The sequence below is a fragment of the Fulvivirga sedimenti genome, assembly GCF_020328055.1.
In genome coordinates this window covers 865,599-881,983 of the sequence record NZ_JAIXNE010000001.1, presented here as the reverse complement: position 1 = coordinate 881,983, position 16,385 = coordinate 865,599, and the positions used below count along the sequence as shown (strand labels likewise).

The 16,385-nt window shown below is 47.9% G+C and carries 20 protein-coding genes; 17 read left to right on the top strand and 3 right to left on the bottom strand.

Annotated elements, in window-relative coordinates; genetic code table 11:
• The first annotated feature begins 3 nt into the window (after window positions 1-3).
• From rsxC to LDX50_RS04080, 9 genes are read left to right on the top strand one after another with little or no spacing between them, the layout of a single operon-like run.
• Window positions 4-1,341, top strand: coding sequence for an electron transport complex subunit RsxC (rsxC, locus tag LDX50_RS04120; protein ID WP_225697142.1), 1,338 nt, complete (start codon window positions 4-6; stop codon window positions 1,339-1,341).
• Window positions 1,334-2,347, top strand: a complete 1,014-nt coding sequence (locus tag LDX50_RS04115) for an RnfABCDGE type electron transport complex subunit D (protein WP_225697141.1) — start codon at window positions 1,334-1,336, stop codon at window positions 2,345-2,347. The genes rsxC and LDX50_RS04115 overlap by 8 nt, the downstream gene beginning before the upstream one ends.
• Window positions 2,344-3,054, top strand: coding sequence for an RnfABCDGE type electron transport complex subunit G (locus LDX50_RS04110; RefSeq protein WP_225697140.1), 711 nt, complete (start codon window positions 2,344-2,346; stop codon window positions 3,052-3,054). The genes LDX50_RS04115 and LDX50_RS04110 overlap by 4 nt, the downstream gene beginning before the upstream one ends.
• Window positions 3,051-3,689, top strand: coding sequence for an electron transport complex subunit RsxE (rsxE, locus tag LDX50_RS04105; protein WP_225697139.1), 639 nt, complete (start codon window positions 3,051-3,053; stop codon window positions 3,687-3,689). Before LDX50_RS04110 ends, rsxE begins: the two co-directional genes overlap by 4 nt.
• Window positions 3,686-4,267, top strand: coding sequence for an electron transport complex protein RnfA (locus LDX50_RS04100; protein ID WP_225697138.1), 582 nt, complete (start codon window positions 3,686-3,688; stop codon window positions 4,265-4,267). Before rsxE ends, LDX50_RS04100 begins: the two co-directional genes overlap by 4 nt.
• Window positions 4,268-4,277: 10 nt before the next feature.
• Window positions 4,278-4,499, top strand: coding sequence for a hypothetical protein (locus LDX50_RS04095; RefSeq protein ID WP_225697137.1), 222 nt, complete (start codon window positions 4,278-4,280; stop codon window positions 4,497-4,499).
• A 5-nt stretch (window positions 4,500-4,504) separates the two neighbouring features.
• The gene (locus tag LDX50_RS04090; RefSeq protein ID WP_225697136.1) at window positions 4,505-5,362 is read left to right on the top strand and encodes a ferredoxin reductase domain-containing protein; all 858 of its coding nucleotides are present in this window, start codon (window positions 4,505-4,507) and stop codon (window positions 5,360-5,362) included.
• Between the two features lie 19 nt (window positions 5,363-5,381).
• Entirely contained in the window at window positions 5,382-6,248 is an 867-nt protein-coding gene (locus tag LDX50_RS04085; protein ID WP_225697135.1) for an RnfABCDGE type electron transport complex subunit B, read from the top strand.
• 56 nt (window positions 6,249-6,304) lie between these two features.
• The gene (locus tag LDX50_RS04080; protein ID WP_225697134.1) at window positions 6,305-6,922 is read left to right on the top strand and encodes an IMPACT family protein; all 618 of its coding nucleotides are present in this window, start codon (window positions 6,305-6,307) and stop codon (window positions 6,920-6,922) included.
• Here the strand turns inward: LDX50_RS04080 and LDX50_RS04075 are convergent.
• The 3 genes from LDX50_RS04075 to LDX50_RS04065 are packed head-to-tail and all read right to left on the bottom strand — an operon-like array spanning window position 6,915 to window position 10,173.
• Entirely contained in the window at window positions 6,915-7,511 is a 597-nt protein-coding gene (locus LDX50_RS04075; protein WP_225697133.1) for a 3'-5' exonuclease, read from the bottom strand. The genes LDX50_RS04080 and LDX50_RS04075 overlap by 8 nt on opposite strands.
• Window positions 7,508-8,989, bottom strand: coding sequence for a Na+/H+ antiporter NhaC (gene nhaC, locus LDX50_RS04070; RefSeq protein WP_225697132.1), 1,482 nt, complete (start codon window positions 8,987-8,989; stop codon window positions 7,508-7,510). The genes LDX50_RS04075 and nhaC overlap by 4 nt, the downstream gene beginning before the upstream one ends.
• 41 nt (window positions 8,990-9,030) lie before the next feature.
• On the bottom strand, window positions 9,031-10,173 hold the full coding sequence (locus tag LDX50_RS04065; RefSeq protein WP_225697131.1) for an NAD(P)/FAD-dependent oxidoreductase: 1,143 nt from the start codon (window positions 10,171-10,173) through the stop codon (window positions 9,031-9,033).
• 87 nt (window positions 10,174-10,260) lie between these two features.
• Here LDX50_RS04065 and LDX50_RS04060 point away from each other — a divergent pair, with 87 nt between their 5' ends.
• From LDX50_RS04060 to LDX50_RS04025, 8 genes are read left to right on the top strand one after another with little or no spacing between them, the layout of a single operon-like run.
• Complete coding sequence (locus LDX50_RS04060) at window positions 10,261-10,770, top strand: DUF4442 domain-containing protein (RefSeq protein WP_225697130.1); 510 nt, start codon at window positions 10,261-10,263, stop codon at window positions 10,768-10,770.
• A 32-nt stretch (window positions 10,771-10,802) separates the two neighbouring features.
• The gene (locus tag LDX50_RS04055; RefSeq protein ID WP_225697129.1) at window positions 10,803-11,282 is read left to right on the top strand and encodes an Mpo1 family 2-hydroxy fatty acid dioxygenase; all 480 of its coding nucleotides are present in this window, start codon (window positions 10,803-10,805) and stop codon (window positions 11,280-11,282) included.
• 3 nt (window positions 11,283-11,285) lie between these two features.
• Entirely contained in the window at window positions 11,286-12,146 is an 861-nt protein-coding gene (locus tag LDX50_RS04050; RefSeq protein WP_225697128.1) for a glycosyltransferase, read from the top strand.
• Between the two features lie 30 nt (window positions 12,147-12,176).
• Entirely contained in the window at window positions 12,177-12,659 is a 483-nt protein-coding gene (locus LDX50_RS04045) for an NADH-quinone oxidoreductase subunit A (protein WP_225697127.1), read from the top strand.
• Window positions 12,656-13,171, top strand: a complete 516-nt coding sequence (locus tag LDX50_RS04040; protein WP_225697126.1) for an NADH-quinone oxidoreductase subunit B — start codon at window positions 12,656-12,658, stop codon at window positions 13,169-13,171. Before LDX50_RS04045 ends, LDX50_RS04040 begins: the two co-directional genes overlap by 4 nt.
• The gene (locus LDX50_RS04035; RefSeq protein WP_255647315.1) at window positions 13,168-13,635 is read left to right on the top strand and encodes an NADH-quinone oxidoreductase subunit C; all 468 of its coding nucleotides are present in this window, start codon (window positions 13,168-13,170) and stop codon (window positions 13,633-13,635) included. The genes LDX50_RS04040 and LDX50_RS04035 overlap by 4 nt, the downstream gene beginning before the upstream one ends.
• Window position 13,636: 1 nt before the next feature.
• Window positions 13,637-14,854 (top strand): NADH-quinone oxidoreductase subunit D, encoded by a 1,218-nt coding sequence (locus LDX50_RS04030; RefSeq protein WP_225697125.1) that lies wholly within the window; start codon window positions 13,637-13,639, stop codon window positions 14,852-14,854.
• Window positions 14,851-16,341 carry an NAD(P)H-hydrate dehydratase gene (locus tag LDX50_RS04025; protein ID WP_225697124.1) on the top strand — a complete coding sequence of 497 codons (1,491 nt, stop codon included), beginning with the start codon at window positions 14,851-14,853 and terminating at the stop codon, window positions 16,339-16,341. The genes LDX50_RS04030 and LDX50_RS04025 overlap by 4 nt, the downstream gene beginning before the upstream one ends.
• The last annotated feature ends 44 nt before the right edge of the window (window positions 16,342-16,385 follow it).

The window sequence follows — 16,385 nt, the reverse complement described above, 5'->3', positions numbered from 1 at the left end:
CCGATGAATAATACTTTCAGACATGGAATTCATCCGCCGGAACATAAAGCGGAAACCAACGGACTACCTATCCGCCAGTTTCCCTTTGCCCCGGTGATCATCCTGCCGATGGTTCAACATATCGGGGCGCCATCGCAGATAATCGTCCGTGAAGGACAGGAAGTGACCCGCGGTGAATTACTGGCCCGTGCCGGAGGCTATATGTCGGTACCGATGCATGCCCCGGTTTCGGGAACCGTTCGAAAGATCGCCAATGTAAGAACGATATCGGGAAAAATGGTTCCGGGGATATACCTGGAACCTTTCCCTTCGTCCGGACAGGAAGTGCCGGAAGGGACCCCGGTAAGCCTGGACGCATCGGCAGAACAAATTCTTCAGGGCATCCAGGACGCCGGTATCGTTGGTCTTGGAGGTGCTGCGTTTCCCACCCATGTAAAGCTGAAGATCCCGGAAAATAAGCACTGCGACCACCTGATCATTAATGGTATTGAGTGTGAACCCTACCTGACCACCGACCATCGTGTGATGCTGGAGCAGGCCGGGGATATCTTTACAGGAATCCGCTACCTGCTCAAGGCGACCGGTGCCGACGAAGTAATTATCGGTATCGAAGCTAATAAACAGGATGCCGCGGATCATCTTACCCGGGAGATTCCATCGGACCTTCCTGTAACAGTAAAAGTAGTTCCTGTGAAATATCCGCAGGGATCAGAGAAAATGCTGATTACATCGCTGCTGGGAGTGGAAGTTCCTTCCGGCGGACTGCCCATCGATGTGAATTGCGTGGTGGTGAACGTGGCAACAACGGCTGAAATTGGCCGTCTGCTGCCACATGGCAGGGGAATTCAGGAGCGCGTGGTGACCATTACGGGTCCCGCAGTTTCACGAAAAGGGAACTACCTGATCCCGATCGGAACACCCTTACGTTTTGTGCTTGAATATGTGGGTGCCGACACACAGATCAGTGAGGTATACATGGGCGGACCAATGATGGGGGTGGCTGTTTCAAATCTTGATATTTCTATCGTAAAGGGCACATCCGGACTGGTAGTATTTGGTGAAAAGGATGTCAGCCGACCCAGGGAAATTTATCCCTGCATCAAGTGTGGCGCGTGCGTAGATGCCTGTCCGATTTCGCTGAACCCCTCCCGGCTGGGAATTTTGGCAAAATTTGAAGCCTATGAAACGATGGCCAGTGAATATAACCTGATGGATTGTTTTGAATGCGGATCATGCTCCTATGTCTGTCCATCAAATATTCCGCTGGTTCAGTATTTCAGACTGTCAAAATCGATTGTACGAAAGCGGGCTTCAAAGAAGAAGGAGGAGGCACATGTTTAGCAAGACACTCAATATCAGCACCTCGCCCCATATCAGGAAAGGCCTGACCACCGACGTGATCATGATGAATGTCGTGTTCGCACTCATTCCGGTCGCGCTTTTTGCGGTATATTCCTTCGGGCTCAACGCCTTACTTGTCATTGTAACGGCTATAGCGGCTTGTGTTATCACCGAACATGTTCTTTGTAAATGGTCAAATAAGGAAACCACCATAGGAGACTGGTCGGCCGTTATTACCGGGTTACTACTCGGACTTACATTGCCACCGATATTTCCTCTTTGGATGACATTTTTAGGGGGAGTATTGGCGATTGCTCTTGGGAAATTCATTTTCGGCGGATTAGGCTTCAATCTGTTCAATCCGGCACTTGTTGGAAGGGCGATTCTTCAGGCGGCATTTCCGATTGCGATAACTACCTGGTCGCCCGCGTTTGTTCAAAACCGCTTTACAGAACTGGCCGCTTCTATAACCACGTTTCCTTTTGCCGAACCAAACTTTGATGGATTTACCGGCGCAACACCGCTTTCTGCCTTCAAATTTGACCATGTTGTGGCTTCCTCATCAGACCTTGCCCTGGGTCTGATCAGCGGCTCCACCGGTGAAACCTGTGCCGTGCTTATTCTCCTTGGCGGAATTTACCTAATCATCCGGAAAATGATGAACTGGCGAATCCCGGCAACCATTTTACTTACAGTAGCAGTGTTCAGTGGGATCCTCTATCTGATCGACCCGCAGACCTATCCTTCACCAGTGTTCATGTTATTTTCAGGTGGGCTCATGCTGGGGGCGGTATTTATGGCCAGTGACATGGTGGGTTCGCCCATCACATCAAAAGGAATTGTTATTTACGGAGTATTTATCGGTGTGCTGGTCGTGGTGATCCGGATCTGGGGCGGTCTTCCCGAGGGTGTCATGTACGCCATTCTTCTTGGCAATGCCTTGTCGCCACAGATAGACAAGTTGATCAAGCCGCGTGTTTACGGCACTAAACAGAAATCGTCATGAACGATCAGACTGCATCGGTACAACAGCAGAGTGATGGCAGCACGAAGATGCTTGTCACCATGGTGGGCATAGGCATTATTTGTGCGTTGTTAATCGTGATGACATTCCAGGGTACCAAGCCACGCATTGACCGGCTCAAGGCCGAAGCATTGGAGCGGGCTGTTTTTGAAGTAGTTCCGGGAATAACCTCAACAACGACTTTTGTACGGAATAATGACGGCTCGTTTGAGGCTACAGCGCAGGCGGACCCTGCTTCCGTAAATGTTTATGCAGGCTATGATGATCAGGGAAATTTAAAGGGGATTGCCATCGAGGCGAGCGGACAGGGATATGCAGATATTATCCGCATTCTGTATGGTTATGATCCGGCAGCTGAAGCCATTGTAGGATTCTATGTGCTCGAAAGCAAAGAGACACCCGGATTGGGAGATAAGATCAATAAGGATCCTGCCTTTTTGGCGAATTTCAATGAACTGGATGTGTCGCTGAATGCCGGCAGAGATGGACTGGAGAACGATGTGGTGACGGTTAAAAGCGGCACTAAAACTGAGGCCTGGGAAATAGACGGAATCACGGGGGCAACCATATCCTCACGAGCGATTGGGGATATTATTAATACCAGTGCTCCGGCCATCATTCCTTCCATTAAAAAAAATATTGATGCCTTTAAGAAGGTGACCGGTCAACAGACCACTCTAAAAAGATGAATGCTGATCTAAAAAATACTCCCGCAGCTGCAGGCCCATCGTCGACCGATGAGTTCATTAAGGGACTCTGGCGGGATAACCCCGTATTTGTTCAGGTATTGGGAATGTGTCCGACGCTGGCGGTTTCGAACACGGCTGAAAATGCGCTCGCCATGGGACTGGCTACGGCTTTCGTTTTGCTAATGTCCAATATACTGGTTGCTTCATTACGCAAGGTTATTCCGAAACAAGTACGGATTGCTTCCTATATCCTGATCATTGCCACTTTCGTGACCATTACTGATTATGCCATACAGGCGATCAGTGTGGATTTACATAAGAGCCTGGGAGCTTTCATCTCCCTGATCGTTGTGAATTGCCTGATCCTGAGCCGGGCAGAAGCATTTGCTTCGAAAAACACGATTGGCCGATCTATTCTGGATGCCCTTGGAATGGGTATAGGGTTTGTCCTGGCTCTTTTCTGTCTGGGCATGGTTAGGGAAATTCTTGGAAATGGAACACTCTTTAACTTTCCGGTTTTCCCTCAAAGTTTCCAGGAGTGGATTGTCATGATTCTGCCAGCCGGCGGGTTCTTTACACTGGCGTTATGGTTGTTGATTTTCAATATTTATAAACAGAAAAAGGAGGCGGCATGAAAACGGAATCACTTTGGTATATTTTCATCAATGCAAGCCTGATCAACAATTTCGTGCTGGCATACTTCCTTGGGATCTGTCCATTTCTGGGCGTTTCAGGCAAGATGGAAACCGCAACCAAGATGGGCGGGGCTGTTACTTTCGTGATGCTGATCAGTGCCATGTGCGCTTATGGCATCCATGTCCTGCTGGTAGCGATCAATGCTCCGTTTTTGCAGCTGATCAGCTACATTGTCGTGATTGCATCCACCGTTCAGCTGGTGGAAATGTTCGTGAAAAAGATGAGCCCGGCATTATTCCGTGCGTTGGGTATATTCCTGCCCCTCATCACTACCAATTGTGCGATCCTGGCGGTGGCGCTTTTTCAAACAAATAAAGGATACGGATTTGTCGAAAGCCTGGTCTATGCATTGGGTGCCGGAGCTGGTTTTACACTTGCACTGGTATTGATGGCCGGACTTCGAGAGCAGCTTGAGTTTGCGGATGTTCCTAAAGTGGTGAAAGGCACGGTGATCACACTGCTGATTGCCGGAATTCTGTCGCTCACGTTCATGGGGTTTTCAGGTTTGGGCAGCTAACAATAAAAGAATGAATGAGTCATTAACAACATATTTGATTGCAATATTCGGAGTTGTCGGATTGATGACCGGATGGATCCTGATCCAGGCACTCTGGCGTAAAATATTTGCCGGAAACATAACAGACAGTGATGTTCTTGCAGAAAGAAGGAGCTGTGGTAATTGCGGATGTACCACGGTCTGTTCTCGTGAAAACGGCGTAAAAATTAAATCTGAGCACAATAAACACTAAGCATTATGGCACACTTATCGGATTATAGTACAGACAAGCAATATCAGGCTACCGTGATGCGGACCGAGCGCCTGACACCCGCGGACACGGAGGAGGTTCGTGAGATCATGCTTGAAGTAGATCAGCCTGATTTTTCATGTCAGGTGGATCAAAGTTTCGGCGTACTGGTGGAAACAGACGGCGAATTCGGCAATAAATATCATCATCGCCTTTACAGTGTGGCGGATATACCTGAGAAGGAAAAGGGCAAAACCCACCTCACCATGCTGGTAAAACGTTGTTCCTACGTGGATGATTTCAACGGTGAGCGCTATGAGGGCGTGGCGTCCAATTATCTTTGTGATCGGAAAAAGGGTGATAAAATCCACATCACCGGACCGTTCGAGCTGCCCTTCAAAGTACCCGATGACAAGCATGCCAACCTGATCTTAATAGGCATGGGAACCGGAATTGCTCCCTTCCGTGCATTTGTAAAACATATTTATACCGATGTTAAAGACTGGAAAGGTAAAGTTCGTTTGTTCTATGGTGCCCGAAGCGGACTGGAATTATTGTATCTGAATGACAAGGATGGCGATCTTACCAATTACTATGACGAGACTACGTTCGAAGCATTTCATGCCCTGAGCCCAAGACCACATTGGTCTGATCCCATTTCACTCGATGCTGCAATAGAAGGTCGTGCGGAGGAAATTCTGGAGATGCTGGGAATGGCCAACACCTATATCTATGTCGCAGGATATGAGAAGGTAAAGGAAAACCTGGACCGTGCATTTTCAAAGATCATGGGTTCCAAGGAAAAATGGAAAACCCGTAAGGCCGAGCTGATCGCAGGCAAGAAATGGGCGGAAGTAATCTACTAAAGCAACTTAAGTATCAGTTATGACTTTGTTGATCTCCTTACTGGCGCTGGGCGGACTTACGCTCTTACTGGCTTTGATGCTTATTCTGGCCAATAAAAAGCTGTATGTCTATGAGGATCCGAGAATCGACCGTGTAGAGGAGATGCTTCCCCATGCCAATTGCGGGGCTTGCGGATTTCCCGGGTGCCGGCCATTTGCCGAAGCCCTCGTATCTGGGGTGGTGTTGCCAGGTAAATGTACCGTGAGCACCACAGAGGGGAGGGAGGCAATTGCCCAATACCTGGGAGTCGATGCTGGTTCGGAAGAGAAACAGGTAGCCCGCCTCGCCTGTGCCGGCGGAATCAATGTAGCAAGGAACCGGGCCAGCTACGAAGGACTTAAATCCTGCCAGGCTGCCTCCCTGATTTCGGGAGGAGGTAAGGGATGTTTCTGGGGGTGCCTCGGATATGGCGATTGTGATGTAGTATGTGATTTTGATGCTATATCAATGAATGAATTTTCGCTGCCGGTAGTGGATGAGGATAAGTGTACCGCGTGCGGAGATTGTGTAGAGGCTTGTCCGAAAGATCTGTTCTCAATCCAGCCCGTAAGTAACCGGTTATGGGTAGCATGCAAAAATCTTGAGGCAGGAGATGCGGTCCTGGAAGATTGTGAAGTCGGATGTACGGCGTGTGGAAAGTGTGCCATGGATGCGCCGGGCGATCTGATCATCATTCAGGATAATATTCCGGTGATTAATTATTCATTGAATCTCCAGTCACAGGCTCCTATTCAACGCTGTCCAACAGGTGCGATTGTCTGGATAGATGAAAAGGAAGGCGTCATAAAAGGTGCTGAAAGTAAAAAGATCATCCGAAAAGGTGAGTTGAAAATGGGGGCTTCCTGATTACTTCTGTATAAGAGATTTGCACGCCGGGCCTGACAGTATTAATTTACCGTTAGTTGGATGCGCCAGTTACATATCGAACGATCGAATCTCCTTCTTACGGGGAGTATCGTGAGAAAGGCAGTAAGTTTTTTGCTTTTGCCTACCCGGTTGAAAATGATCAGGACATCCGGAAATTTCAGGATGAGCTTCGGGCACAGTTTCACGATGCCCGGCATCACTGTTATGCATGGGTACTCGGGCATAATGGTGAACAGTACCGTGCCAATGACGATGGTGAACCGACACATAGTGCAGGTGATCCGATCCTGGGGCAAATCAGATCTGAAAATATCACCGAAGTTTTGATTGTTGTAGTCCGTTATTTTGGCGGAACAAAACTTGGAATAGGCGGACTGGTCAACGCCTACAAAACCGCGGCAGCACGCGCATTGCTGAACAGCAAGATCATCGAAAAGGAAGTTACTGACGGAGTTCACATTACCTATAGCTACGACGCGACCAGTGAGGTTATGCGCCTGATAGATTCCATGAGTGCCCGGATTACAGATCAGACATTTACAGATGTCTGCAGTGTAGACGTCCGCGTGAATATTTCATTTGTCGATCAATTTCTTGAGCAGGTCAACCTGCTAAAAAAAATGGGGCATGAAGTAGACGTAAGCGCTACCTGATCTGTGCCAGAATTCCTTTATTGCGGAGCGTGTGATACATTTCAACGCAAACCCAAGCATCGGTTGCTGCATAGGTAAGTTGTTTTTCTGTAAGTGTATCATTTTCCCAGTTTGACGTCTGAGCGTTTTTTGAGATCCTGAAACCAAGGATGATCCCGGTAAGTTTTTTTAAGCCGTTACTTTCAATACCAATTTCCTTCACCAGCTTGTTCAGTTCAATAAAGCCGGCAGGATCAAAATGATGCAGCTGTTGCAATTCCTTGATGTCATCGCGCAATGCGACCCCAACTTTGGTGATCTCGTCGGCACTAAAAAAATCCCGAAGTTCCCGGGTAATACCGGTATGATTCAGGCGTATAAGAAACGCCTGGTGGGATGTGGCGATCTGAACCAGTGAAACATTATTACGAACCCCCTTTCTAAAACTGGGCTTGGTCTCGGTATCGAACCCTACAACACCCTCACGCCATACCTCGTCCATGATCCTGATCACTTCGTTTCGGTCGGTGGCCAGTACAATTTCACCGTCAAACTGTCCAAGTTCAAGGGCATTCAGTTCTTCATTCGTAATATTTGGTGGATAAATCATTCTACTTCTGCTTCAACTGATAAAGTCTCCTCTTTAGTTTCATTTGGCAGCCGTTCGATGCGGATGTTGGCATAAGCAAACAGTATCGTCATGAACGGACTTATGATGTTAAAAAAGCAATAGGGCAGGTACGTAAGTGTTGCCACCCCAAGAACTGAGGATTGATACGCCCCGCATGTATTCCAGGGAACAAGCACTGAGGTAACCGTGCCGCTGTCCTCGAGCGTTCGGCTAAGATTTTCAGGAGCCAGTCCGCGTTCACGATATTCGGTCCGGTACATTCTTCCAGGAACAACAATCGCGATATACTGATCTGATGCAGTTAGGTTAAAGGTAATACAGGTTCCCGCAGTGGCAGCCACCAATGACCCGGTTGAATGCGCAAGTTGAATAATAGACCTTGCAATACGTTTCAGCATTCCGTTATGCTCCATCACACCCCCGAAAATCATTGCGCTGATGATCAGCCATACAGTGGAAAGCATCCCTTCCATTCCCGAGGAGGATAACAACTTGTCTACCGAAGCATTTCCGGTTATCACGGAAACCTCTGTGAACATGGCTGTAAGAACTCCCTTATAGGCCGAGCCCAGCGAATAATCTGAAGCTCCGGTAATTTCCTGAACAATTTGTGGTTGAAAGATCAGTGCAAATAAGCCGCCCATCAGTGTGCCCAGCAGCAGGGCAGGGAGTGCCGGGATTTTCTTTACAATCAGGAAAATGACCGTGACAGGTACCAGGAAAAGCCAGGGGCTGATATTGAATTTTTCGGAAATTGCCTGCTGAACTACGGCTACATTGTCCATAGCGGCATTTCCCTCGAGGGTGAATCCCCAAATAAGGAAAATCAATAATGTTATCAGGATCGACGGTACCGTGGTTCTGCTCATGTAACGAATATGTGTGAACAGGTCTGTGCCGGCCATAGCAGGAGCAAGGTTTGTAGTATCGGAAAGGGGTGACATCTTATCCCCGAAATAGGCTCCGGAAATAACAGCGCCAGCTACCACACCTGTGTTGATGCCCATTGCTTCCCCGATTCCCATAAGTGCAATTCCGATGGTGGCAGATGTTGACCACGAGCTTCCGGTGGCGATGGATACAATCGCGCTTACAATGACGGCCGCCAGGAGGAAGATGGTCGGATTAAGAATGTCTAACCCGTAATAGATCATAGCAGGAACAACACCACTGATCATCCAGGTACCGGCAAGCGAACCGATCAATAAAAGGATAAGTATGGCCCCCATGGCGGAACTGATGCTTTTAACTATTCCATCCAGAAGCTCATCAAATGAATATTTCAGGGATATGGACATGATCCCGGCAATAGCAGCTGCGAAAATAAGCGCCATTTGATTCGGGCCATAAGATGCGTCCTCACCAAAGAATTGGACGTTGATGAACAAAAGAAATATAAGGATCAGTATCGGGACAAGTGAGTAAAGAAGTGTCGGTTTCCTGTGGGTAATTTCCATGAAGGTCATCAATCAGTAAAGCCCCGAATATAAGCAAACTTTCACATTCCGGCATTGCCTGTCATCAAATCAGCCAGTTTTTCGCCGATATTGCTTCCTATGGCAACACCCATTCCACCAAGTCTGACGCCCACAAAAATACCTGGAGCCTGTTGTTGTACGATCGGGGTTTTGTTATCCCCGAATGCCATGATGCCCGACCAGAACTTTTCAATCTTAAATTCGCGACGGGGAAGAATGATGTTCTTCAGATAGCCTTCCAGCGTTTCCCTGATGGCCCGGTTAATTCCAAAATCAGTCGTTTCCTCCTCCTGCATTTGCAGGTTTCTCCCGCCTCCGAAGATCAGTCGGTTGCCTGCGTTTCTGAAGTAGTAAAAGCCGCGATCCATGTGGAATGTACCTTTGAAAGGGAGATCATCAATGGGTTCGGTAACGAGTACCAGTCCGCGCCCCGGCTTGAGCTTTATCTCGGGGAAGAGATGGCGGGTAAAGCCATTGGTGCAAACACCAACGCACTTAGCCTGAATCCCCATTTTATCGGTCTCCAGGGCGCCCCTGATCCGGATCTTGACCCCATTCCCGGTACTCTCAATTCTTTTTACACGCGCTCCGGTGAGTATTTCAATATTTCGCTCTCCCGCCAGTCGCCACAGATGCCGCATCATTTCCCCGGGATGCAGTTGGGATTCGAGCGGATTATAAATGAGTGCCCTTATTTTTTTAGAAAAACCCATCTGACTTAACCTGTGGGAATGATCCTTAAAAATTTCCTGGTCAAAGACCGGCTTCAGCAGGATGTTAAGCTTTTCAAGATTTTCAAGCTGACCGATCTCTTTTTCACGAAGCAGTTCATAGCCACCGTGATTTTCGAATTGTAAATTATCATCCCCCACTCGTTCACGCAATTTCCGTAATCCGTTCCATCGCTGTGAAACCAGCTCGATCATGGATTCTTCACCCATCGAATGAATGTCTTCCATCAACTCACTAACGCTGCCAAAACAGGCAAAGCCCGCGTTGCGGCTGCTCGCACCAGATGGGCCAAGGCCGCGCTCCAGGACAATTATTCTTGCATACGGGTCCTTTTCACGAATGCTGAGGGCAGTCGACAAACCACTGATTCCCGCCCCGACAATCGCATAATCATAGGAGGTGAATGATTCCTTTTCCCAGTAACTTAACATCTGATACCAATTTACACGGTAAAGTTCTTATTTTTCTAGTGAGTTTAACCGAAGTGGTCTAAAAAATAACATGAGACTTTTACAATTATGAATACCGCAACACTGGTAAAAAAAGCACAGGAATCCGGATTTTACAGATGGTTGCTGAACCGCGGACTGGACAGGATGATCCCTTTCAATAAGCCGCATGGTTTCCAGGTTGTCTCCATTGCCGACGATATGATCAAGACGAGGCTTCCCTACAAGAAACGAAATTTTAATCATATCCGCGGACTCCACGCATGTGCCCTGGCCACGCTCTCGGAATTCACAACGGGATTCCTGCTGGTCTCCCGGCTTGATCCAAAAAAGTACCGGATCATACTCAAAACCCTGCAGATGGATTATCATTATCAGGGTAAAACCGATGCCTGGGGAGAATTCAGGATCAGCGACGACTGGCTCAAAAAGTCCATCTTTGATCCACTTCAAACAGAGGACGCGGTGGTTGTTATTTGTGAGGTAAAAATTTATGATGCTGATAATAATCATTTAACCACCGGAAAGGTACATTGGCAAGTGAAATCATGGGAAAAGGTGCGGACAAAAGTCGGCTGATTCCTATATTAGAAGGCAAGAAAATAGTCTGCATGTCAAAGATCGATCAACTTCTGGCTGAATACGGGGAAAGTCATCAAAATGAGACGAATAAGCTGATCCATTGGATCTGCGTTCCCCTGATTTTTTTTAGTGTAGTAGGGTTTTTCTGGGCGATTCCATCCTGGGGGTTGAAGGATGTGTTCGGCAGTGCCAATCCATACCTGAACTGGGCTACTCTGGCACTGGCACTGGTTATGATTTATTATCTGAGCCTGTCGTTTGCATTGTCATTCGGCATGCTCCTGTTTGGGTCACTTTGCCTTTTCGGCTGGAGCAGGATTGATATGGCTACAGAATTTCCGATCTGGGGCGTTGCTTTAATTATTTTTGTACTGGCCTGGATAGGTCAGTTCTATGGGCATAAAATCGAAGGAAAAAAGCCTTCATTTTTTAAGGATTTGCAATTTTTATTAATAGGTCCGGCATGGCTGATGCATTTTATTTATCGCAAGGCCGGGATCTCATATTAATCTATGGCTGAAAAACCACTCGTTAGTGTCGTTTGCTTGTGTTACAATCAGGCTTCCTTTGTTCGGGAAGCGATTTACTCTGTGCTTGATCAGACCTATGACAATGTTGAACTTGTTGTAGTGGATGATGCGAGTACAGACGACAGCCGCTATGCCATTCGTTCAACGCTCAGCAAACTTGATCATGTTCGTTTTATGCCCCTGCCTTCAAACGTGGGCAATTGTCAGGCATTTAATACGGCGTTGCCGTTGCTCAAGGGAAAATATGTTATCGACCTGGCGGCTGATGATATGCTTCTGCCCGATCGGATTGCCAAAGGGGTGGAGGATCTCGAATCGAAGGGAGAAGAATATGGGGTGAATTTTACGAATGTAGAAATCGTGGATGCTGAAGGCCATCATCTCCATCATCATTATGAAGTGAATAAGAATGGAACAGCGCGAACCAAACCGCCGGAAGGCGATCTCTATGCTACTCTGGTTTCAAGGTATGTGATCAACCCGGTATCTATGATGATCCGAAAATCCGTACTTGACGATTTGGGCGGATATGATGAGACACTCAGCTACGAGGATTTCGACTTCTGGGTGCGATCATCCCGTAAATTTCTCTACAGCTATACAGATGAGGTTCTGGTGCGTAAACGTAAGCATTCCAGCAATATGTCGGCCCTGCAATATGCCAAAGGGAGCCCGCAGCTCTATGATACCTATAAGGTCTGCGAAAAAATCAAGGCAATGAACAAATCTTCCGCTGAAAATAAGGCATTGAAAAAGCGTGTTTACTACGAAATGAAGCAATGTATGAAGCTTCGTGAGATGAAGCTTTTCAATAAATACAGTAAATTCCTTCTGAAGGGCTAAGCTTGTGAATATTGACTATATTTGGTCTGTATGTACAGCGAAGTATCTGGATTCGGTGAGGTATTACTCTACATTATTGTAGGTGTTATTTTCATTGGTGGTGGTATGTTCACCGCCAGGTTGCTCAGACCAAACCGGCCGGATGAACGAAAACTGGAAACGTATGAAAGCGGTGAATCTCCCGTGGGGATGGCATGGGGCCGTATCAACATTCGTTTTTATTTGTTTGCCCTTATCTTCCTTCTTTTTGAAGTTGAAATAGTCTTTTTGTTTCCGTGGGCAGTCGTCTTTGGAGATGCTGAAATGAATGCTGCTACCGACGGCGCGTGGGGATGGTTTACACTCATCGAAATGTTTGTATTTGTACTCGTCCTCTTTCTGGGATTGGTATATGCCTGGGTAAAAGGATATCTTGACTGGCCCAGACCCGTGACGAAACCCCGGTCAATCAACTCGCCTGTGCCACGTGAAATGTATGATGCGATCAATAAAAAATATTCCGGTCAGCAATGAAAAGTTATTTAGACAGTCAGTTTGAGCAAGGCGGCGTAATTGTTACACGGCTGGATGATCTCATTAACTGGGCCAGACTGTCGTCGATGTGGCCGATGACCTTTGGGATCGCCTGCTGTGCCATTGAATTTATGGCCACAGGAACTTCCGCCTACGATATGGACAGATTTGGTATGGCTCCGCGTGCTTCCCCGAGACAGGCAGATGTGATGATCATTGCCGGGACTGTCACCTTCAAAATGGCAGACCGGATAAAACGGCTTTACGATCAAATGTCAGAACCCAGGTATGTGATTTCCATGGGGTCATGCTCCAACTGCGGAGGGCCATACTGGGAACACGGTTATCACGTGGTGAAAGGAGTTGACCGTATCGTCCCGGTAGATGTTTATGTGCCTGGATGTCCCCCCAGACCCGAGGCACTGATCGGAGGGTTTCTGAAACTTCAGGAGAAGATCAGGGGCGAATCGAGAATGGCCCCGACGGCATTAAAAAAACTAATGAAATCATGAAAGAAGTAATCGAGGAATTACTTTCGGGCAGGGAGTATTCATGGATTCCGGAAAATTCACCAGCGGCTATCATTGTTGAGCTAAAGGACCTGAGGTTCTTTATGGAATCGCTGTACAGCCATAAAGCATTATTTTTTGATGTGCTATCCTGCGTTACAGGGATCGATAACGGACCTGAGGAAGGAACTATGGAGGTGGTTTATAATCTCTGCAGTATTCCGCATGAGAGATCCCTGATGGTGCATGTCTTTTGTGACCGCGAAAAGCCGGTGGTTCCCACGATGTCGGATATCTGGCGGACAGCCGACTGGCTGGAGCGCGAAACCTACGATCTTTTGGGGATACAATTTGAGCATCATCCGGACCAGCGAAGGATATTGTTGCCTGCCGACTGGGAAGGTTTTCCACTTCGGAAGGATTATAAAGAACAGGAATATTATCACGGAATCCGTGTAGCATACTGATATGGCCAACGAGATTCAATATACCTATGATAAGGATCACCTGGTCCGTTCTGAACCCGGCAAATACCGGGAAGACGGGTTGCGTGAGGAGGAAGTGATTATCAACATGGGCCCTCAGCACCCTTCCACACACGGGGTGCTCAGGCTCGAAGTGCTCCTGGAAGGAGAGATTGTGCGGGACGTTGTTCCGCACATGGGATATCTTCACCGATGTTTTGAGAAGCATGCCGAGTCGCTCGCCTACAACCAGATCATCCCTTATGTAGACCGGATGGATTATGTGGCGGCTATGAACTCTGAACATGCTTATGCGATGGGTGTGGAGAAAATGCTGGGTATCACCGAACAGATTCCCAAACGCGTTGAATATATCCGTGTGCTGGTCGCTGAGCTCAACCGGATTGCCTCCCATTTCGTTAGCGTTGGCACCTATGCCATGGATATCGGTGCGTTCACCCCCTTTTTCTGGTTGATGCGCGACCGCGAACACCTTCTTCGCTTGCTGGAATGGGCGAGTGGAGCACGGATGCTGTATAATTATATCTGGATCGGTGGACTCTACTATGATCTTCCAGTGGGATTTGAGGAAAAATGCCGGGAGTTTATCAACTATCTGAAACCGAAAATTCGCGAGGTCGAAGATCTGATTGTCAACAATAAGATATTTGTAGAACGAACTGCCAATGTGGGAATTCTGCCCCTCGATCTTGCCATCAATTACGGCATAACGGGTCCCATGCTCCGTGCATCCGGACTGAAATTTGACCTGCGCCGTGTGGATGGATATTCGGTATACCCCGAGCTGGAGTTTAACATTCCTATTGGTGAAGGAAAAATGGGAACTGTCGGCGATTGCTGGGACAGGAATTATGTGCGGGTCCTGGAGGTGCATGAGTCGGTCAAAATAATTGAGCAGTGTCTTGAAAGGCTCACCGGGGATTTAAAGAGAAATCCCGACTTCGATCCGCAGGCGATGGTACCAAGGAAGATCCGCCCTAAAAAGCAGGACCTGTACGTCCGGGCCGAAAATCCGAAAGGTGAGCTTGGCTTTTTCTTCAGGGCCGACGGACGGTCGGACATTCCTTTCAGGTGCAAGGCGCGCAGCTGCTGTTTCGTAAACCTGTCGGTCTTGCCCGAACTTGCCAAAGGTGGTCTCATTGCTGATCTGGTGGCAATCCTGGGGTCTTTTGATATCGTACTTGGAGAGGTTGACCGATGAAAGTATTTACCGCAGAACAAATCAGGGAAGCAGATGCGCATACCATCCGGAATGAGCCGGTTACTTCTATCGGCCTGATGGAACGTGCCGCACGCGCAATATTTCAGTGGATGGTAAACTGCTATGATCCGTCAAAACGAATTGCTGTGGTTTGCGGTACCGGGAATAATGGTGGCGACGGACTGGCCGTATCAAGGATGTTGCACGAACACGGGTATCGTGTAGATGTATATGTGATCAATCGTAAAACAACAGGTTCCGATGATTTTGAGACGAATCTGAACCGGCTTCCGGTGCCATGGAAACAAATCTCAGAATCGGGAGAAATACCTTCTTTTGAGCAATACGGACTGATCATTGATGCCATCTTCGGTACCGGACTAAGCAGGGCGGCAGAAGGCATCTATGCAGAATCCATCAGAGCTATGAATGATTCATCGGTGGAAATTCTGGCAATAGATCTTCCAAGCGGATTGTTTCCGGATGCATCCAGCGCAGGTATGAAGGTTGTACATGCGACGGTAACACTTACATTTCAGCTGCCCAAGCTGGCCCTTCTGATGCCAGAGAACGGACGTTGTACCGGTGAATGGGAAGTACTCGATATTGGTCTTGATCAGGATTTTATTTCCAGTCAGCACTCTCCGTTTTCCCTGATTACCGCGGGTCTTGTGGATCAACTAATTCCCGCCAGGTCAAAATTTGATCACAAGGGGAATTACGGTCACGGAATAATCATCGCTGGCAGCCATGGAAAAATCGGGGCAGCGGTATTGGCGGCGCGCGCGGCGCTGCGATCGGGGATAGGACTTTTAACGATGTATATTCCCAGGGACGGATATCCTATCCTTCAATCGGCAGTTCCTGAAGCCATGGTGATAACCGATGAGAATGAACATTATCTTTCCGGGATTCCTGATTTGGAGGGTGCATCGGCTGTGGGAATTGGTCCGGGTATCGGGCGGCAGGCCGAAACCGTATATACGCTTGAAGAAGCACTGCGAAACAGTAACAAACCCATGGTTTTGGATGCCGATGCGCTAAACCTGCTTGCCGAACATCCTCATTTGAAGGATCTGGTTCCGGAAAACTCAATTTTAACACCTCACCCTGGAGAATTTCGAAGGTTGGTGGGCGAATGGAATAATGATTTTGAGCGCCTCGATAAACAGCGGTCACTTTCACGTGAACGTAAATGGATAGTTGTTCTTAAAGGATCCCATACATCGGTATCGTTCCCCGACGGACAGGTTTTTTTCAATACTACCGGAAATCCCGGCATGGCGACTGCCGGCTGTGGAGACGTTCTTACAGGAGTGATCACTTCAATTCTTGCTCAGGGCATTAAACCCACTGCCGCAGCACTCTGCGGCGTCTATATTCACGGCTATGCCGGAGATCTTGCCCGTGAGGCGGGATCAGAAGCAGGACTGATTGCTGGTGATGTAGTTCGTTATTTACCCCACGCCTTCGCGGCATTCGAGTGATTTAAAGGCCGCCGTAACGACAAAAGTGCATTAAATAGTACATC